The 17,887-nt window shown below is 70.9% G+C and carries 22 protein-coding genes and 2 riboswitches; of the genes, 10 read left to right on the top strand and 12 right to left on the bottom strand.

Annotated elements, in window-relative coordinates:
- The first annotated feature begins 42 nt into the window (after nt 1–42).
- Both AB0C12_RS23240 and AB0C12_RS23235 read left to right on the top strand, forming a co-directional pair.
- On the top strand, nt 43–774 hold the full coding sequence (locus tag AB0C12_RS23240) for a TetR/AcrR family transcriptional regulator (RefSeq protein WP_360551134.1): 732 nt from the start codon (nt 43–45) through the stop codon (nt 772–774).
- Nucleotides 771–1,172: a PPOX class F420-dependent oxidoreductase gene (locus AB0C12_RS23235; RefSeq protein ID WP_360551132.1), complete on the top strand. Its 402-nt coding sequence runs from the start codon at nt 771–773 to the stop codon at nt 1,170–1,172. Before AB0C12_RS23240 ends, AB0C12_RS23235 begins: the two co-directional genes overlap by 4 nt.
- 11 nt (nt 1,173–1,183) lie before the next feature.
- Here AB0C12_RS23235 and AB0C12_RS23230 read toward each other — a convergent pair whose 3' ends face one another.
- Together AB0C12_RS23230 and AB0C12_RS23225 are read right to left on the bottom strand one after the other, a co-directional pair.
- Nucleotides 1,184–1,888, bottom strand: coding sequence for a zf-HC2 domain-containing protein (locus AB0C12_RS23230; protein WP_360551130.1), 705 nt, complete (start codon nt 1,886–1,888; stop codon nt 1,184–1,186).
- Nucleotides 1,885–2,436, bottom strand: coding sequence for a sigma-70 family RNA polymerase sigma factor (locus tag AB0C12_RS23225; protein WP_307857958.1), 552 nt, complete (start codon nt 2,434–2,436; stop codon nt 1,885–1,887). The genes AB0C12_RS23230 and AB0C12_RS23225 overlap by 4 nt, the downstream gene beginning before the upstream one ends.
- 201 nt (nt 2,437–2,637) lie before the next feature.
- On the opposite strand from AB0C12_RS23225, the gene AB0C12_RS23220 reads away from it, so the two are divergent.
- Complete coding sequence (locus AB0C12_RS23220; RefSeq protein WP_360551128.1) at nt 2,638–3,399, top strand: hypothetical protein; 762 nt, start codon at nt 2,638–2,640, stop codon at nt 3,397–3,399.
- Here AB0C12_RS23220 and AB0C12_RS23215 read toward each other — a convergent pair.
- Complete coding sequence (locus AB0C12_RS23215; protein ID WP_360551126.1) at nt 3,393–4,319, bottom strand: DUF1996 domain-containing protein; 927 nt, start codon at nt 4,317–4,319, stop codon at nt 3,393–3,395. The genes AB0C12_RS23220 and AB0C12_RS23215 overlap by 7 nt on opposite strands.
- Before the next feature lie 153 nt (nt 4,320–4,472).
- On the opposite strand from AB0C12_RS23215, the gene AB0C12_RS23210 reads away from it, so the two are divergent.
- Genes AB0C12_RS23210 through AB0C12_RS23195 form a run of 4 tightly spaced genes read left to right on the top strand, consistent with a single transcriptional unit; the run spans nt 4,473 to nt 7,300 of the window.
- Nucleotides 4,473–6,032, top strand: coding sequence for a GGDEF domain-containing protein (locus tag AB0C12_RS23210; RefSeq protein WP_360551124.1), 1,560 nt, complete (start codon nt 4,473–4,475; stop codon nt 6,030–6,032).
- A 39-nt stretch (nt 6,033–6,071) separates the two neighbouring features.
- Nucleotides 6,072–6,434: a type II toxin-antitoxin system RelE/ParE family toxin gene (locus tag AB0C12_RS23205; RefSeq protein ID WP_360551122.1), complete on the top strand. Its 363-nt coding sequence runs from the start codon at nt 6,072–6,074 to the stop codon at nt 6,432–6,434.
- Nucleotides 6,431–6,748 carry a helix-turn-helix transcriptional regulator gene (locus tag AB0C12_RS23200; RefSeq protein WP_360551120.1) on the top strand — a complete coding sequence of 106 codons (318 nt, stop codon included), beginning with the start codon at nt 6,431–6,433 and terminating at the stop codon, nt 6,746–6,748. The genes AB0C12_RS23205 and AB0C12_RS23200 overlap by 4 nt, the downstream gene beginning before the upstream one ends.
- Before the next feature lie 33 nt (nt 6,749–6,781).
- Nucleotides 6,782–7,300: a GNAT family N-acetyltransferase gene (locus AB0C12_RS23195; RefSeq protein ID WP_360551118.1), complete on the top strand. Its 519-nt coding sequence runs from the start codon at nt 6,782–6,784 to the stop codon at nt 7,298–7,300.
- On the opposite strand, the gene ygiD is transcribed toward AB0C12_RS23195, so the two are convergent.
- From ygiD to AB0C12_RS23160, 7 genes are all read right to left on the bottom strand, one after another.
- Nucleotides 7,297–8,151, bottom strand: coding sequence for a 4,5-DOPA dioxygenase extradiol (ygiD, locus tag AB0C12_RS23190; protein ID WP_360551116.1), 855 nt, complete (start codon nt 8,149–8,151; stop codon nt 7,297–7,299). The genes AB0C12_RS23195 and ygiD overlap by 4 nt on opposite strands.
- Nucleotides 8,152–8,168: 17 nt before the next feature.
- A complete protein-coding gene (locus tag AB0C12_RS23185) occupies nt 8,169–8,735 on the bottom strand; it encodes a hypothetical protein (protein WP_360551114.1) in 567 nt (188 codons plus the stop codon).
- Nucleotides 8,736–8,755: 20 nt separating this feature from the next.
- The gene (locus tag AB0C12_RS23180) at nt 8,756–9,844 is read right to left on the bottom strand and encodes an AAA family ATPase (protein ID WP_360551112.1); all 1,089 of its coding nucleotides are present in this window, start codon (nt 9,842–9,844) and stop codon (nt 8,756–8,758) included.
- The gene (gene pnuC / locus AB0C12_RS23175; protein WP_360551110.1) at nt 9,841–10,464 is read right to left on the bottom strand and encodes a nicotinamide riboside transporter PnuC; all 624 of its coding nucleotides are present in this window, start codon (nt 10,462–10,464) and stop codon (nt 9,841–9,843) included. The genes AB0C12_RS23180 and pnuC overlap by 4 nt, the downstream gene beginning before the upstream one ends.
- 31 nt (nt 10,465–10,495) lie before the next feature.
- Nucleotides 10,496–10,843, bottom strand: coding sequence for an Atu4866 domain-containing protein (locus AB0C12_RS23170; RefSeq protein WP_360551108.1), 348 nt, complete (start codon nt 10,841–10,843; stop codon nt 10,496–10,498).
- A gap of 70 nt (nt 10,844–10,913) precedes the next feature.
- A complete protein-coding gene (locus AB0C12_RS23165) occupies nt 10,914–11,894 on the bottom strand; it encodes a glycerophosphodiester phosphodiesterase family protein (protein ID WP_360551106.1) in 981 nt (326 codons plus the stop codon).
- A gap of 64 nt (nt 11,895–11,958) precedes the next feature.
- A complete protein-coding gene (locus AB0C12_RS23160) occupies nt 11,959–12,603 on the bottom strand; it encodes a response regulator transcription factor (protein ID WP_360551104.1) in 645 nt (214 codons plus the stop codon).
- 21 nt (nt 12,604–12,624) lie between these two features.
- Between AB0C12_RS23160 and AB0C12_RS23155 the strand changes: the two genes are divergently transcribed.
- On the top strand, nt 12,625–13,764 hold the full coding sequence (locus AB0C12_RS23155) for a histidine kinase (RefSeq protein ID WP_360551102.1): 1,140 nt from the start codon (nt 12,625–12,627) through the stop codon (nt 13,762–13,764).
- A 3-nt stretch (nt 13,765–13,767) separates the two neighbouring features.
- On the opposite strand, the gene AB0C12_RS23150 is transcribed toward AB0C12_RS23155, so the two are convergent.
- Entirely contained in the window at nt 13,768–14,376 is a 609-nt protein-coding gene (locus tag AB0C12_RS23150) for a TetR/AcrR family transcriptional regulator (RefSeq protein ID WP_360551100.1), read from the bottom strand.
- Nucleotides 14,377–14,545: 169 nt separating this feature from the next.
- Here AB0C12_RS23150 and AB0C12_RS23145 point away from each other — a divergent pair, with 169 nt between their 5' ends.
- Both AB0C12_RS23145 and AB0C12_RS23140 read left to right on the top strand, forming a co-directional pair.
- Nucleotides 14,546–15,442: an ABC transporter permease gene (locus AB0C12_RS23145; protein ID WP_360551098.1), complete on the top strand. Its 897-nt coding sequence runs from the start codon at nt 14,546–14,548 to the stop codon at nt 15,440–15,442.
- 4 nt (nt 15,443–15,446) lie between these two features.
- Entirely contained in the window at nt 15,447–16,223 is a 777-nt protein-coding gene (locus AB0C12_RS23140; protein WP_360551949.1) for an ABC transporter ATP-binding protein, read from the top strand.
- 17 nt (nt 16,224–16,240) lie between these two features.
- On the opposite strand, the gene AB0C12_RS23135 is transcribed toward AB0C12_RS23140, so the two are convergent.
- Nucleotides 16,241–17,323, bottom strand: a complete 1,083-nt coding sequence (locus tag AB0C12_RS23135; RefSeq protein WP_360551096.1) for a hypothetical protein — start codon at nt 17,321–17,323, stop codon at nt 16,241–16,243.
- Nucleotides 17,321–17,470, bottom strand: a riboswitch (cyclic di-AMP (ydaO/yuaA leader). Its footprint overlaps the gene before it by 3 nt.
- A 278-nt stretch (nt 17,471–17,748) precedes the next feature.
- Nucleotides 17,749–17,886, top strand: a riboswitch (cyclic di-AMP (ydaO/yuaA leader).
- Nucleotide 17,887 lies beyond the last annotated feature (1 nt).

Genomic DNA, 17,887 nt, shown 5'->3' with positions numbered 1-17,887 from the left:
TCTACCGACGAACACTGTTCGCGTCAAGTACGCTGTACGCCGATGAGCGAACTTCCCCTGCCCCCGTGGCGGCGTACCGTCCCCAAGCGCCCCCGCCCCGCCAAGGCCCCACTGAGCCAGAACGAGATCGTCGACGCCGGACTCCGGATCGTCCTGGAAGAGGGCATCGAGGCGGTGAGCATGCGCCGCCTGGCCGCGGTCTTCGATACCGGCGCCTCCAGCCTGTACGCCCACGTGGCGAACAAGGAGGAGCTGCTGCACCTGATGTTCGACCGGATCTGCGGTCAGGTGGAGGTCCTCACGCCCGACCCGGAGCACTGGCAGGAGCAGATCAAGGAGATGTGCCGGCGGGGTCACGCCCTGATGGCGAAATACAACGACATCGCCCGGGCAGCGCTGGCCACCGTGCCCAGCGGGCCGAACGCGCTACGGATGTCCGAGGCGATGCTGGCCATCATGCTCGCCGGCGGCGTCCCGCCGCAGGTGGCGGCCTGGTCACTGGACCGGCTGTTCCTCTACATCGTCGCCGACGCCTACGAGAACTCCCTGCACCAGCAGAACCTGACCGACGGCCAGAGCACCCGCGAGTACTTCGACACCTTCGTCGGCCAGCTGACCGACTACTACACCAACCTGCCGGCCGACCGGTTCCCCAACATCCGGGCACACGCCGCGGTGCTGACCGCCGGCTCGGGCGACGAGCGCTTCGAGTTCGGCCTCGACATGCTCATCGACGGGCTGTCCCGATACACCGGCCGTACTGTTGATCCATGACCTCCCTGCCCGCCGGGCTGCTCGACCTGCTCGGCAAGCCCAGCCCGTGCTTCATCGCCACCACCATGCCGGACGGCTCACCACAGCTCACCCAGACCTGGGTCGGCACGGACGGCGAGCACATCGTGATCAACACCGTCGAGGGCTATCAGAAGGTCAGGAACGTCGAGCGTGATCCCCGGGTCGCGGTGACCGTGGCCGACCCGGACGACGTGTCGAACTACTACTCCGTCCGCGGCCGGGTCGTCGACATCTCACCCAAGGGCGGCGCCGAGCACATCGAGGAGCTGGCCCAGAAGTACGTCGGCGGGCCGTACCCGTGGTTCGGCGGCCGGGACCAGGTGCGGGTGATCCTCACCATCGAGGTGGAGAAGATCGTCCACGCGCCCTGGGGCTGACGTCCGCCAGCTCAGACAGTGGCACTCGTGTACTGCTTGCCCTTCTCCGTCACCACCCGGACCGAGGCCACGTCGGCCGGGGCGACCAGTGCACTGCCGTCCAGCGTGGTGCCCTCTTCCGCGCCCTTCTGGGAGACCACCCAGCTCCCCGCCAGCACCACCGCGCCGTTGCGGGCGACCACCTCGAGCCGGCACCGCTCGCCCGCCGGGATCCCGGCGACCGCGGCCTTGATCCGCACCCAGCCCGGCGCCGGGGCCACCGCCACGGTGATCCGCGCGCCGGTGCCGGCGTCCACCGCGGTCGCGGTCTTCGTGCCGGGAATGGTGGTCTGCTCCACCTGCGACGGAGTCGGCAACGCGATCGGCGCGCCCGGATCAGCGGTGCCCCGGCCCACCACCACCCCGGAGGCGATCGCGGCGGCGACGACCACGGCCGCGGCGGCACTCACCAGCGCCGTCCGCCGATGCCGCCTCCCGGCCGACTCGTCCCGGATCTGCCGCAGCGTGCGCTGCAGCAACAGGTCACCGCCCTCGGGCGGCCCGTCCAGCAGCATCGCCTCGGGCACGGCCTCGAGTGCCATCGTCCACTCCCGCAGTGATTCCACCTCGGCGCGGCACTCGGCGCAGCCGGCGAGATGCTCCTCGACCAGGCGTACCTGCTCCGCGTCCAGCGACTTCGTCAGATAGCCGGCGAGGTCCACGTGATTCGTCTTCATGAGGCAGACCGTTCCGTTCCGGCTGCGCTCAGCGACCGGAGCTCGCGTAGTGCCCGCAGGGCATAAAAGGAACGCGACTTGACGGTGCCGGGCGGAATGCCCAGCGCCTTCGCCGCCTCCGCGACCGTGCTGCCGAGCAGATAGACCTGCTCCAGCACTTCACGGTGCTCGGCCGAGAGCCGGCTGAGCGCGTCGATCACCACCACCGAGTTGACCACCTGCTCCGCGTGGTCGCCGGAGACCGCAACCTCGACCGGCGACTCGCGCACCTCGGGGGCGCGGGCGTTACGGGCGCGGATCTGATCGGTGACGATGTTGCGGACCACGGTGAGCAGCCAGCCGCGTACCGAGCCCTTGCCGTTGACCAGGCTGTCCGGATGTCGCCAGGCGCGGACCAGGGCCTCCTGGACCACGTCCTCGGCGGCGGCCCGGTCCCGGGTCAGCTGCGTCGCGTACGCGAGCATCGCCGCCCCGTGTTCCGAGAACAACGATCTGACCAGCGCCTCATCGGCCACCTCCCGGCGACGTTGGAGCCTCAACCCCGGCATTTCTTCCCCCCGGTTACGGCGGTCACCACGCCGAGGCCGGCCGGACGGAGCGCGTGCCCGGCCACCCTCGACCCCCGTTTCGTCGGTCTGACTCCCCCCACACGTGCCGGTGGGCCGGATCGGTTCAGAACAATTTCCCGCTGAACCGGATCCGGCCCGCGGTCGTGTGGATGGCGTACCGGCTCACCCACAGGGGGAATCATGAAGCGCAGCCGCATCACCATCGCCGTCCTGGCGTTGACCAGCGCGTTCGGCCTCGCCGCCTGCGCACCGGCCGGCACCACCCCGACCGAGGTGCGATTCGTGGCCGCGGAGGGCGAGACGCCGGCCGCGCCGGCGGTGCCGCCCGAGCCGAGCACGGCACCCGAGCAGGCCGAACTGGCCGCCGAGACCCCGGACCGGTCATCCGAGCCGATCCCGGAGCCGACCGTCGCCAAGACCCAGAAGTGGGTCAAGATCTTCAGCGGTGCGTCCGACCAGGACATCACCCCGCCCAAGAGCATCCGCAAGGGCAGCAAGACGGTCGAGCTCAACACCGCCGAGAACCCGGTCATCGGCACCTACGTCACCGACGGCGCCGGGCGCACGCTCTACCGCTTCGACGAGGACAGCAACAAGCCGCCGAAGGCGACCTGCAACGGCGACTGCGCCAAGGCCTGGCCGCCACTGCTGATCAAGTCGCCCGGCAAGATCTTCCCGAAGGGCATCAACCCCAAGATCCTGGGGTACGTCGAGCGCGCCGACGGGACCTGCCAGGTGACCATCAACGGCTGGCCGGTGTACTACTTCGCCAAGGACGCCAAGCCGGGCGACATCCTGGGCCAGGGTGTCAAGGGCACCTGGTTCGCGGTCGACCCGAAGGGTGCCCGGACCGGGGCGCTGCCCGAGTCCGCCGGCGGGACCGGTGGCACCGCGAACTCCGGTGACGCCGGTGGCGACGCGCCCGCCGACCCCGGTTACTGACAGCTGCGAGCGGCGTTCAGGCACCGTACGACCTCGTTCATCAGGGCATCCGGCATCAGATTGACGAAGAACGCGTGATCGGTCAGCGCACTGTGCCGCTGCGCGTCGAACGAGTCGATCCGGTACCGGGTGCCCGGCGCGATGGCGTAGGCGACGACGATCCGCAGCCGCGGCACCGCGAAGGTCGAGATCGGACAGCCGCCGCCGGGGAAAGCGAAGACGAGCTGCTGGCGGTGGTCGTTGCTGTCCACCCGCCGGCCGTCCCAGCAGCTCGGGAAGTCGAAGACCCGCAGCACCTGCTGACCGCGGGGACAGACGACGTATCGCAGGCTGCGGCGCTCGGGACTGCCCGAACAACTCCAGACCGCGGCGGCCCGGGCGCCACCGTTCGTCACCGCGTACGCGTCCCCCACCGCTCCCCGCAGCAGCCGGGGCATCGCCAGGACCGGCCCCCGCGGGTTGCCGTGGAAAGCGAAGCTGACCCGGACCGGGACCTGCACCGCCCCGCCGTGCGGACCGTCCCGCGGGCCGAAGGTACGCAGCACCGGCCAGTAGTAGCTTGATTCGTCGCCGTTGGCGCAGGTGGTGCCGCCCCCGGCGAGCGTCTTCACCGTGCTGCCGACATCGACGGACAGGTTGCCGAAGAAGTCGTGCAGATGGTGCACCGGCCCGGCCTTGCCCGGCGTCACGACGATGTTGCTGCTGTTGCGATGGCCGTTCTCGTTGCGCCCGCAATCCCACGTGTACGACCCGGTGGCCGCCTCCACCGGCCGGGCGGCGACCTCGTCGATGTCGACATAGTCCGCACCCAGCGACGGCTGGCGCAGCGTGCCCGCGGTGATCGCGCCGGCGGCGAGCAGCAACTCGACGGCCAGGGCCCAGACGGCAGCCCTGCGCCGACCTGTCGCGGCGTACGCCATACCGTCACCTTACGCAGACATTCGGCACCCGACGGTGGCACAAACAGGACAGTGCAGGCAAAGTGATCGACTTCGGCGGCCATCGGCGTAGCCGAATGCAGGCCTATCGGTCCGGTGGATTTACTAACGCCCGGAACGGCTGATACTGGGCAGATGGCGGACTGGATCTCGGGGGACCGACGGTTGCCGGTGCCGGTGACCGTGTACGGGCCGCTCCACCTCCTCGCCCTGCAGGTGCACCGGATGGCGAACGACGGGCAGGCGTACGAAGCTGTCGCGGCGGCCGACGCCTTCCTGACGATCGCCCGCACGGTCCGCGACGACCGGACGGCCCGGTTCCTGATCCAGGGAAAGATGTACGCCCTGCTGGCCATGGGTCAGCTCGGGGAGGGCTCCGCGCTCGGCGAGGAACTGCTGCGCACCGCCGGTTCCCTGCTCAGCGAGGCCAAGGCCCGCTGCGACCTGGCCCAGCTGCACCTGCTCCGCGGCCACTACGTCGACTGCATGCAACACCTGGCCCGGGCCGGCGCCCTGCTGAACGCGGGCCCGGCGGGCACGGACCGGCACCGCTCGGCGATGTGCTCGTTCGCCGAGGCCGCCACCGCCGCGGAGATGTACGAGACGGCGGCGACGGCGTACGACCAGCTGTGCGCCTCGGACTCGCCGAACCGCTCGACGTCGTTCGACCTCGTGCACGCGGTGACCCTGCTCTACTGGGGACTGCGGCTGTCGCACGTCGGCCGGGCCGAAGAGGCCCGCAGCAAGCTGCGCCGCAGCGCCGAGATCACCCGGCACCGCCTGGACTCCCAGCCCGACGTGCACGCGACCGCCGTGCACGCCCTGGCTCTGGCCAAGCTGGGCGAGACCACAGTGGCCGAGAAGCTGGCCCGCGAGGTGATCATGCCGCTGCGCGGCGGCGGGACTCACCAGTACGCCCGGATGGCGCACCTGGCCCTGGGCATCAGCCTGCGGGCACACGGCTTCCCGCACGAGGCCCGCCGCGAGTTCATCGCCGCCCGCGAGCTCAGCGAACACGGCTCCCGCCCCGACGAACGACCGATCATCCGCTTCGAACTGGCCCTGACCGCCCTGGAGATCGAGGACTGCCAGTCCAGCCGCGACCTGTTCGAGACGGTCGAGGGCCAGATGCGCGAGCTGTGGCGGCTGCGGCTGCAACGGCTGGCGATGCTGCGACAGGCCGGCCAGCGCGAAGAGGCCGAGGCCGCCCGGGCCCGAGCGGAACGCGAGATCCTGCTCGACCCGCTGACCGGGCTGGGCAACCGGCGCCGCTTCGACCTGCTGATCGAGGACGTGGACCGGGCCTCGGGGGCGCGGCCGCTGACGGTGCTGCTCATCGACCTGGACCACTTCAAGGCGGTGAACGACGCGTACTCGCACAGCGCGGGCGACCGCGCCCTGCGCGAGGTGGCGACGATCCTGCGCGCCCACTGCCGCACCGGCGACGAGGCGGTCCGGTACGCGGGCGACGAGTTCGTGGTCTTCCTCCAGGGCGACGGCACGACGGGTCGCGAGGTGGCGGAACGCATCCGCACCGCGGTGGCCGCGGCGACGATCCTGCCGGAGGTCCGCCTGACGGTGAGCGTGGGCGTGGCAACGTGGTCCCCGGGCATGACGGGCGACGCCCTGTTCCGAGCAGCCGATGACCGCCTGTACGCCGCCAAATGGAGCGGCCGCAACACCACCGCCGCCTGACCGACCCACTTGAGGTATAGCATACGCTATACTTCTCGGGTGGCGGACGATGAGTGGGACGTCTATGTCGTCGACGAGGTACGCGAGTGGATCGAGTCTCTCGATCCTCAGTCGTTCGCTCGCGTGGTCCAGACGATCGACCTGCTCGCCGCAGCCGGTCCGGGCCTCGGCCGGCCGCTCGTTGATTCGATCCGCGGATCGTCGGTCGCGAATCTGAAGGAACTCAGACCGGGATCGATGCGGATCCTCTTCGCTTTCGACCCCTGGCGTTGCACCATCCTGTTGGTGGCGGGTGACAAGGCCGGGCAGTGGAACGCGTGGTACAAGACAGCAATACCGTTGGCCGAGCAGCGTTACGAGGTCTACCTGAAGGAACGCGCCGACGAGGGGGGTACGCCATGAGTGGATATGCACGGTGGCAGGACATCCGCGCCGAGTACGTCGAGCGGGCCGGCGGGGAAGATGCCGTCGAGGCCGGGAAGCAGGAGCTGCTCTCTGTCGTCCTCGGGCATCGGCTGGCCGAGGTGCGCCGCGCCCGCGGGCTCACGCAGCAGCAGGTGGCCGAGCGGATGGGCGTGACCAAGGGCCGCGTCTCGCAGATCGAGCAGGGCAAGATCTCCGGGCAGGACGTGCTGGCCCGGTTCGCGGAGGCGCTCGGCGGCCGGCTTCACCAGGCGATCTACTTCGAGGACGGGGACATCGCGGCCATCGTGTGACAGGGACGCCCCGGCGCAGGGCAGGATCTTCCCGTGGAGACCACTGGACAGCAGGTACGGATCGTTCATCTCTCGGGGCCGGTTTTTGCCGCGCTGGCCGCCGGTGATCTCGCTGCGGCGCAGGCCGTCAGCCCTGTGCCGCTCTCGGAGTATCTGGCCGGGCCGGACAACCGTGGCGTCTGGGAGCGGCGCCGCGGCCAGGTCGAGCGGGATCCCGCCGAGGCCGGGTGGGTCACCGGCGTCATCTGGGACGAGCGGCGGCAGCTGGCCGTCGGGCGGGCCGGTTTCCATTCCCGGCCCGATGCCGCCGGCCTGGTCGAGATCGGTTACGCCGTTGATCCCGCGCACCGGCGGCAGGGTTATGCCCGGGCCGCGTTCGAGGCGTTGCTGGCCCGGGCCGCCGCCAACCCGGAGGTCCGGACCGTGCGGGTGACGATCAGCCCGGACAACGTCGCCTCGCTGGGGCTCGTCGCGCAGTACGGCTTCACCGAGGTCGGCGAGCAGTGGGACGACGAGGACGGCCTGGAGACCATCTACGAGAAGCCCGCCTAGATGTTGACGCCGTCGGCGGGCAGGCCGGCCGGGATCGCCGCTGCCGCGGTGGTGTCCGTCGACGGGGTCGCGGCCGGCAGGCCCAGCGTGTACGCCGTCATCGACAGGCTGCCGTACGCGTACCCGTCGACCAGCACGTCCGTGCCCTCGCCGCTCGCGCCGGCCAGGCCGGCCAGATAGAGCAGCGGGAGGAAGTGGTCCGGGGTCGGTACCGCGTGCCGGAAGTCGCGGTGGGCGTCCAGCCGGGCCGCGTTCAGCGGGTCGTCCAGCATCGTCTCCTTGGCGTCGGAGTCGAAGCGTTGCGCCCAGTCGAAGCCCGCGTCCGGCATGTCGCGGTTCACCCCGCCGAGGTTGTGCACGACGTTGCCGCTGCCCAGGATCAGCACGCCGGATTCGCGCAGCGGGGCCAGCTTCGCTCCCAGCTCCAGGTGGTAGTCGAAGCCGCGGTCGGCGTTGATCGAGAGCTGGGTGACCGGGATGTCGGCGTCCGGGAAGGCGTGCACGAGCACCGACCAGGTGCCGTGGTCGATGCCCCAGGAGTCGATGTCGGCGCCGACCCAGGTCGGCTTGACGATGTCGCTGACCTCCTCGGCCAGGGCGGGCAGGCCCGGCGCCGGGTAGTCGACGTCGAAGAGCTGCTGCGGGAAGCCGAAGAAGTCGTGGATCGTGCGGGGCCGCGGCATCGCGGTGACCGCGGTCGCGTTGATGTACCAGTGCGCCGACACCACCAGGATCGCCCGGGGCCGCGGCACCGATGCGCCGAAGGCCCGCCACGCCTGGGTGTAGCGGTTGGTCTCGAGCGCGTTCATCGGGTTGCCGTGGCCGATGAACGCGGCCGGCATCGTGGTCATCGTTGCAGCTTAAACCTTCACCGCGGGTAGACGACCCCGGAGCGGCCGCTGTACGGGTGCCGGGTGCCGTCCAGCTCGTGCCCGGTGTTGGGCGCGTCCAGCCAGACGATGTAGGGCACGCCCTTCTTGAGCCCGGTGATCGTGGCCGTGACGGTGCAGCCGGTGCCCGCGGGCACGTTCTGCCAGGTGTAGGCCGGTTGGTTGCCGGACACCAGCGGCTGCTTGACCGCGGTGATCCGGTAGTCGGAGTCGTACTGGCGGGGCCAGGTCACGGTCAGCCGGCCGGCCCCGGGCACGACCTCGATCGGGATCAGCGGCGGGTTGACGGTCCAGTCCTTGGCACAGCCCGGCTGGACCGGCAGGAACGTCACCGGCGGCAGGACCGGCGGCCGCGAGGCAGCCGGCGACGCCACCGGGCTGGGCGTGGCGCTGCCGGTGGCCACCACCAGCCAGTCGCCACCGCCGGCGATCGGGGTGGCGCTCGCGGCCGCGCCGGGGGTGCCCGCCGACGAGCCGAGCATGCCGCAGCCGCCCAGGGCGATCGGCAGGGCCAGCAGCGGGAGCAGGAGTTTTCTGAGCCGCATGCACCTTGCTTCGGCCCCGATCAGGAATGGCTTAGCGGAGGAGCAAAAGACCACCCGGACGCCAGCAGGTCGTCGCAGGCGGCCACCGCGGCCCGCAGCCGGGCCGCATAACACCCGGTCAACACCCGTGACGGTACGCCGCGAGCAGCCAGTTCACGCTCGAAGCAGGCAGTCATCCACGCCCGTACGCCCTCGCCGTCGCGCAGCCCGTCGTCGACGAACGGCACACCCTCGTGGTGGGTCAGCAGGTACAGATCAGGTGCCCGTACGCGTTCCGCGACGCCCGGCGAGGTCGTCCAGGCGCCGCCCTCGCCCAGGTAGCGCTCTTCCCAGATCGTGGTGGCCAGGGCGTCGGTGTCGCCGAAGAGGATCGGCGCGCCGTCGCGGGCGGCGCTGTCCTCGGCCGCGTTCTGCTCGGCGGCGACCGTCACGAAGTCGTCCCGCCCCCACGTCACGTCCTCGACGACCGCTTCGGGCCGGGTCGCACGCAGGCTGTCGAGCTTGCGCGCGGTCAGCTCGCGGCCGAACTCGGGCACCCAGCGGGTCCGCGCCCACACCCCGCCCCGCGTGCGGTAGTGCCGGGCCAGGGCCCGGGCCATCGTGGTGGTCCCGGTGGACTCGGCCCCCACGACGATCACCCGGCGGGTCAGCCAGGCGCGCGCCCCCGGGCCGAGCAGATCCCAGTACGCGACCGGGTCGGCCCGGACCGCCGTTCCGGACACCGGAGTCCTGATCCGCTCCAGGTCGACGGTGACGGCCTGCGCGCCGAACCGCCGGGCCAGCTCCTCGCCGTACGCCTCGGAGGAGAAGACCGCATCCACCCGGTCCGGGCCGGCGGCCGCCCGGAACACGGCCGTGTGCAGCTCCCAGGCTCTGGGGTCGGCGTAGTCGACCGGGTGATCGTCGTGCACGCCGACGAAGCGGACGTGCGCCGGGTGGGCCTCGCGCAACCAGGCGAGACGCAGCTCCAGCGGTACGGACTCCCGCGAGCTGGGCGCCACCACGACGGTGACCCGGTCGCAGGCGGCGGCCGCGGCGTCGATCAGCTCGTGGTGCCCGGCGTGCGGCGGATAGAACTTGCCCACGATGAGGCCGTGCCCCCACCTCATACGGCCACCGGGTGCTGGGTGCGCAGCGCCGCCCGCCACGCGCGCAGGCCCAGGACGCAGAGCACCAGGAACGCCACGTAGAGCAGGGCGGTGAGCCAGAGGTCCTTGTAGCCGTACAACGGGATGTAGATCAGGTCGGCCGCGATCCAGAGCCACCAGCTCTCCACCAGCTTGCGGGTCTGGCCGTAGGTGGCCAGCAGCGACAACGCCGTGGTGAGCGCGTCGGCCAGCGGCACGGTGGAGCTGGTCAGGCGATCGAGGAAGAGCCAGAGACCCCCGGTGAGCAGCACGCCGGCGACCGCCAGGCCCAGCCATTCGGCCCTGGTGGTGGTGCGCACGGTCAGCGGGGTGCGGCTGGCACCGCCGTAGAGCCAGGCCCACCAGCCGTACGCGCCGAGCACCACGTAGACGATCTGCAGGCTCGCGTCGGCGTAGAGGCCGGCGGACCAGAAGACCAGCATGAGCAGCAGCACGTTGAGGATGCCGACCGGCCAGTTGAGGATGTGCCGGCGCACCAGCAGTCCCACGTTCACCAGGCCGGTGCCGAAACCGAGCACCTCGGCCCACGTGGTGCCGGCCCCGAAGGCGGTGAACGCGACGCCGGAGAGCCAATCGATCATCGGATCAGCATCGCACCCGGTCGCGGCGGTGTCAGGCCCGGAACAGGTGGTGCCCGGCCATCTCCAGGACGTCGTCGGCGATCGTCACCGGCGTACGCAGACCCGTGTCGTCGCGCAGCACCAGCCCCGTACCCTCCGGCCGGTAGGTCCCCTTCGCCGCCCGGTGCCGGCCCGCGACCCGGCCCAGGTACGACCAGTCGGCGTCGAGCCGCAGCCGTACCGTCTTGTCGGCGCTGAGCCACAGCCCGGCGACCGCCTCCGCGTCCTCGGACGCGACCGGCGCAGGCACGGTGATCTGCTCGGGGGCGACGCCGCCGAGCGCGAGCGTCAGCAGCGACGTCGCACCGAAGATGGTCGTGTCTACGCGGGAAGTTCGCATGGGGTGCTCCGGGGGGACGGCGCGGGGTGGGCCCCTACCTTCGGCACGACCCGCGTCCCGGTTGAGCACTTCAGGGCGTGATCGCGTCCACCCGGTTGCTCCACAGCCAGCCGGACCAGCCCGCGGGCACCTGGGTCAGATCGGCCGGCCGGTCGAAGCCCGCCGACCAGGGTCCGTCCCCGGCCACCAGCACCACCCGGGTGTCGGCGGCGCGCATCCGGTCGACGAAGAGGTTGGGCCAGCCCCACAGCAGGCGGCCGTAGCGTTGCGGCAGGTGCAGCTCGGTGTGCCGGCAGGCGTCCGGGACGTGCCCGGTCCAGCCGGTGCCGAGGTAGCGCACCAGGCAGTCCTTCATGATCTTCTTCGAGGTGGCGCGGAGCCGGGGCAGCCGGTCCGCGACCGCCGCGACCGAGGCGTCCCCGCCGTACACGCTGATCGTGGTCAGCCGCTCGGCGGGCAGGGTGGCCAGGTAGCCGGCCAGCCGTTCACCCTCGGCCGGGTCGTCGTTCTTGAGGTCGACGAGCAGCTGCCGGCCCGGGAACGCGGTGACGACCTGGTCCAGCGTGGGCAGCAGCCCGGCACCGGTGCCGCGTAACGGGTGGGTGGCGCCGGCGTCGGCCGTGTAGCCGAACCCGAGGTCGAGCCGGCGCAGCTCGGCGAGCGTGTGTTCACGCACCGTGCCGGTGCCGTCGGTGCGGCACTCGAGCGTCGAGTCGTGGAACACGGCGAGCTGGTCGTCGGCGGTGACCTGGACGTCGACCTCCAGCATGTCGGCCCCCGCGGCGAACGCCGCTCGCATGGACGGCAGCGTGTTCTCGATGTAGCTGTGGTCCGGCGGGTGAATGCGGCCTGCGGTGCAGGTGTCGTTCTCCACCCCGTCCAAGGGGAAGGTCTGGGCGATCCCGCGGTGGGCCAGCAACAGCGGGCGGCCGTCGCCGCCACCCCACAGCGCCGAGCTGTTGCCCACCCAGAGCCCGGCGGTGATCAGCAGGACGGCACCGAGGGTGAGCCAGAGCCGGCGGAACCGGCGCGCACGTTTGTCGGAGGACATCCGGGCAGCCTGGCAGCGGGCGGCGGGCGCCGGAACCGGCGAAGGACGTAGCCGGGCTACGTCCTTAGGACAGGTCCCGGGCGAGCAGGGCGGCCTGGGTGCGGCTGGTCACCGAGAGCTTGGCCAGCAGGTTGCTCACGTGGGCCTTGACGGTGCGTTCGGCCAGCGCCAGGTCGCGGGCGATGTCCTGGTTGGTCAGGCCCCGCCCGAGCAGGGTGAGCACCTCGCGTTCGCGGCCGGTCAGGGTGTCCAGCCGGGCCGCGGTGTCCGCCCGGGGCGCGGCGGTGGCCGAGGGCCAGAGCAGCTCGGCCGCCGAGGCACTCAGCGCGGTGACCCCGGCGTGCGCGCCACGGACCGCCGCGGCGAGCTCGCTGCCGCCGGCGTCCTTGAGCACGAAGCCGTCGGCGCCGGCGGCCAGCGCCCGCTGGATGTCCGAGGCCCGGCCGACCGTGGTCAGCATCAGCACCTTCGCCGGCACCTCGGGCATCCGGGCACGCAACTGACCCAGCACCCGCACCCCGTCCGCGCCGGGCAGATAGAGGTCCAGCAGGATGACGTCGGCGGCGAGCGGGTCGCCGGCCAGCAGCTCCAGCAGGGCGGGGCCGTCCGGCAGCTCCGCGACCACCTCGAGATCCGGCTGGGCCCCCAGGATCAGGCTCAGCCCTTCCCGGACCAGCGCCTGGTCGTCGACGACGGCAAGCCGGATCATCGGGCCATGGTAAGCAGTCGCATGGCGTACCGGATCACGGCCGACCGGCTGCGCGGGCATTGGCAGCCGCTGGTGGATCTCGCCCTGGGTGCCGCGACCGCCCTGCTCTTCGTGCTGTCCGGCACGGTCGTCTCGGCGCCGCTCGCGGTGGCTCAGTTGCTGCCGCTGGTCTGGCGGCGGCGTTTCCCGGCCGCGGTGCTGATCGTCGTGGGCTGCGCGACCGCCGCGCACACCACGCTCGGCATGGCCCGCGCGGTCGGCTTCTTCCCCGCCACGATCGCGCTCTACACCGCGGCCACCCACCGCTCACCGGTGATCCGGTGGGTGCTGTGCCCGGCGGTCGGGCTGGTCATGGCGGCCGCCAGCGCGGTCCGGCACGGTCCGGTCGAGGGTCTGCTGATGGCCGTCGTCACGGTCACGGTGGCGTGGCTGGCCGGGGTGGAACGCAGCGAGCACCTGCGCCAGCGGGCCGAGGCGGACCGGCAGCGGGCGGAGGCCGAGCACCTGCGGCTGGAACGCCGGATCGCCGATCAGGCGACCGCGGCCGCCGAGGACAGGGAACGGCTGGCCCGCCGGGTGCACGACACGCTCGCGCACACGGTGACCGTGATGCTGCTCCAGACCGAGGCACTCAAGGCCACCACGCCGCTCGGCGACGCCGCCCGAGACCGCCTGGACGTGGTTCTGCGAGCCGGCCGGGACGCGTTGACCGAGGTCCGGGCCGCGCTGGCCGACGCCGACGAACCGGACCCGGCGACCCGGCTGGCGGCGTTGCTGAAGACCCTGGGCGCGGCGGGGCTGCGCCTGGCGGCTCACCCGCCGGACCTGCGGGACGTGCTGGCGCCGCCGGTCCTCGCGGTGGCCGACCGGCTGCTCGGCGAGGCGGCCACGAACGCCTTGCGCCACGACGGACCCGGCACCCTGCTCAGGATCAGCACCGAGCACGGCGCGGAGAGGCTGATCCTGCGGATCACCAGCGAGCCTCCGAGCCCGCCGCGACCTCGGGCCGGGCGGGTGACCGGCGGCTTCGGCCTGCTCAGTCTGGCCGAGGACCTCACCCGGTACGGCGGAACCCTGGTCCACGGTCCACGCGCCCCGGCCGGCTGGCAGATCGAGGCGTCGTTCCCGCTGCGGGTGGGAAACGCCGTCGCGGGCCGATGACCGTCAGTGCGCGGGGCGGGTCTCCTGCAGCGCGCGCAGGACGGCGTTGCTGAGGTTCTCGAGGTAATCGTCGTCGATCGGGGTGCGCGAGACGGCCAGCCGCCAGTACAGCGGGCCCAGCATCATGTCGACGGCAAGGTCGGCGTTTGTGCCCGGGGGCAGCTCGCCGCGCTCGACGGCCTGTCCCACGATCTTCTCGCCGACGGCCTGCTGGTGGGTGCGCAGCGCCCGTTGCAGCGTCTCGGCGATCTTGGGGTTGCGGGCCGCCTCGGCCATCAGGTCCGGGATGATCTGGGACGCGATCCGGTGCTGCAGGGCCCTGCTCACGATGAACAGGAGCAGTTGCAGATCGCCGGCGAAGCTTCCGGTGTCGGGCATGGGCACGCTACGCTCCGCCACGGCGGAGACGATCTCGAGGACCATCTCCAGCTTGTTGCTCCACCGGCGGTAGATCGCGGTCTTACCGACGCCGGCCCGGCGCGCCACCGCCTCGATGGACAGGCGCCCGTAGCCGACCTCGGCCAGCTCGTTCATGACCGCGTTGCGGATGGCCGCGGTGATGTCCCCGCGGAGCACCGCCGCTCCGGCGGGTGCACGTTTCGCTGTAACCACGAGTGCACTATACGCCAGGACGCAACGGTTGCGTTCCGGCGCTCGTTCGGCTACTTTCGGGGCTGACGTCGATACGACGCCGTTCCATCGCGGCACACTGTTTAGTGTGTTCCCGCGCAAGTCATCCAGGTCCCCCATCCCCAGCGGACCGACCAGATCGGAGCGCCCCATGCCTCAGACGGCGGTCGCCGATTCCGAGACCGGCCTGACGCTCAAGGAGCTGGCCCGTAGACACGGGCTCAGCGCCGCCGGGAAGCTGCCTTCCCTGCCTGAGTACACACGTCAGCTCTGGGCGTACCGGCACTTCATCGCGTCGTACGCCAACGCCAAGGTCGCCTCGTCGCTCGGCAAGACCCGGCTCGGCGTCTTCTGGCAGGTGCTGACGCCGCTGATCAACGCGGCTGTCTACTACTTGATCTTCGGCGTCATCCTGAACACGAAGAGCGGCGTCGACAACTTCGTCGCGTACCTGTGCACCGGCGTGTTCATCTTCGGCTTCACCCAGTCCACGGTGTCGGCCGGCATCCAGGCGATCACCGGCAACCTCGGGCTGATCCGGGCCCTGCACTTCCCGAGAGGCAGCCTGCCCCTGGCCATCACCATGGTCGAGGTCCGCAACACGCTCGCCTCGCTGGCCGTGCTGATGGTCATCGTGGTCGGGTTCGGCGAGCCGATCACCCTGGAGTGGCTGCTCATCGTGCCGATCTTCCTGCTCCAGGCCGTGTTCAACGCCGGCCTGGCCCTGGCCGGGGCCCGGCTGGGCAGCAAGATCCCGGACGTCCGGAATCTCATCCCGTTCGTCATGCGGATGTGGCTCTACCTGTCGGCCGTGCTCTACCCGGTCACCCGCTTCACCGACCACCTCAGCGGCTGGAAGCTGACCCTGGTGGAGGCGAACCCGATGCTGGTGTTCATCGACCTCATGCGGCACGCGCTGATGGAGGACGTGCCGCTCGCGGCGAGTCCCACGGTGATGTGGCTGGAGGCGCTCGCCTGGACGTTCGTGGTGGGTCTCGGGGGTTACGTCTACTTCTGGCGCGGAGAGAAGGGCTACGGCCGTGGCTGACAACATGACCGGCAGCGACCGGCGCGATCCGACGGTCATCGTCGACGACGCTCACGTGGTCTATCGGATCCAGCAGTCGGCGACCCCGGGCACCGGCAGCCCGCTCGCCAGCTTCAAGCGGCTCGTCACCGGCACCAAGCCGGCGACCATGCGCGAGGTGCACGCCATCAAGGGTGTGAGCTTCGTCGCGTACAAGGGTGAGGCCGTCGGCCTGATCGGCACCAACGGCTCGGGCAAGTCCACGCTGCTGCGGGCGATCGCCGGGCTGCTGCCGGTCGAGCGCGGGGCGATCTACGCGGCCGGCCAGCCGTCCCTGCTCGGCGTCAGCGCCGCCCTGATGAACGACCTGCCGGGTGAGCGCAACGTGGTCCTGGGCTGCCTGGCCATGGGCATGTCGCCGGCCGAGGTCAAGAGCAAGACCAAGGACATCATCGACTTCTCCGGCATCAACGAGCGCGGTGACTTCAGCTCGCTGCCGATGCGGACGTACTCGTCCGGCATGGGAGCCCGGCTGCGGTTCGCCATCGCGGCCGCCAAGCAGCACGACGTGTTGCTCATCGACGAGGCGCTGGCCACCGGCGACGCGAAGTTCCGCCGGCGCAGTGAGCAGCGGGTCCGGGACCTGCGCGCGCAGGCCGGCACCGTCTTCCTGGTGAGCCACAGCGAGCAGTCGATCCGCGACACCTGCGAGCGGGCCATCTGGCTGGAATCGGGCCTGATCCGCGCCGACGGCCCGACCGACGACGTGCTGAAGGAGTACGAGGCCTACGTCAAGCGGTAGGCCCCGCACCCCCGCGGTCAGCGCATCGACATGTGCACGTGGTTGGTGTGGTCGCTCGACGGGTCACCGCCGGCCCCGGAGTAAGACTTCCAGCCGCTGCTGGGCAGCCAGATCCGCCGGTACCAGATGACGTAGAGGATCCCGAGCCGGCTCGCGTTCTTGATGAAGTAGTTCGCCAGCCGGTTGCCGTAGTCCTTGCTGGCCCCGGTCGCGTCGCCGCCGAAGCCGCCCTTGTCGGCGGCCCAGTCGCAGGCCCGGCCCTTCGGGTGCTCACCGCTGTTCTGGTGGCGGAAGCAGGCGATGAAGTGGTTGAAACCGTCCTTCTTCGCCTCCTGCATCGCGTGCAGGGTGCGCGGCGTGATGCAGCCCGAGGTGGTCGGGTCGTTGACGCTGCACGACTCGCTCGGCAGGGAGCCGTCCGAGTTGCGCGGCGCGGGCGCGGCCAGGGCGCTGCTGCCGCCGTCGCTGGAGGTACCGCCGCCGGACGACGAACTCGAGGATCCGCCGCTGGCGGCGTTGGCGACCTTCAACGCGTCCTCGGCCTGCTTCTTGCGCTTGGCCATGACGGTGAGCTGGCGCTGCTGTTCGCGGACAGCGGTGTCGATCGCCGTCTTGGCCTGCGCCTGCTGGTCCCGGCTGTCCTTCAGGTCGCGCACCGCGCGGTCCTGCTTGACGGCGATGGTCTCCAGCGTCTGCGCCCGGTCCAGCATGCTGCCGGTGGAGTCGGCGGTGATCATCGCCGACATCGGCCCGAGCCGCCCGGTGCGGTACGCCCGCTGGACGATCTCGTCCAGCGCCGCCTGCTTGGGGCCGAGCTGGGTGTCGAGCTCCTTGAGCTTGGCGGTCAGCTCCCGCTGGCGCTTCTTGGAGCGGTCCAGCGCCTCCTGGGCCTCGACGAAGCCCTTGGACGCCGCCTCGAGCTGCTTGATGAGGGACTTCGAGCCGCCCTCGCCGTCGTCTCCCGAGTCGCCCGGCGCGGCCAAGGGGCGGGGTGCGGCGGAGGCGGAGGTCGGGGCGGCGAGCGCCAGCCCCGAGGTGGCGACGAGGACCGCGAGCACGGTCGCTAATCGCCGGCGGACAGGGTTGAGCCTCACGAACATTCCTTCCGTCGGCCGCCGACCGAGTTAGCTGACGGGTTCGGGACGGAAGCGATCCCTACCGATCGCGCGGGGGTGCGCGGATCGGATTCACCCCATTACTCGAGTGGTTCCCCGGCTCGCCGTGCGGCGATTAGGCGGCGGTCTGCGCTGAGACCGTGACGAACACTACCCATCAATGCTAAGAATCGACAGTCGTCACACCGTACGCAATCGATCGTGCACTGATGGTGAGCAATCGACGGAAAGAATGCAACGACTCACATTAATGTGCCGTTACGGGCTATGACCTGCGTCATTCCATCGAGCGGTGACGGAAAGTCGTTGTCCGGTAACCGTTTTGCCGTCCGCGGCAGCACTGCCGGTTCGGCCGTTGTCAGGTAAGCTGGCCGCCGGTCACTGCCAGAAGGCGCTGCCCCCAAGGCGCCGGCAGCCCACCATCTAATCGTCGCAAGATGAGCCGGGGAACCACAGAACTACCGGGGTGAATCCACGAGTCAGTGGTAGGGATTGCTTCCGTCCCGAACCCGTCAGCTAACCCGGCCGGTGGTCACGCGGAAGGATTCT

It is taken from the genome of Actinoplanes sp. NPDC048967, assembly GCF_040649415.1.
Classification (GTDB): domain Bacteria; phylum Actinomycetota; class Actinomycetes; order Mycobacteriales; family Micromonosporaceae; genus Actinoplanes.
The sequence above is the reverse complement of the archived record's forward strand: the minus strand, read 5'-3'. Positions and strand labels throughout refer to the sequence as shown.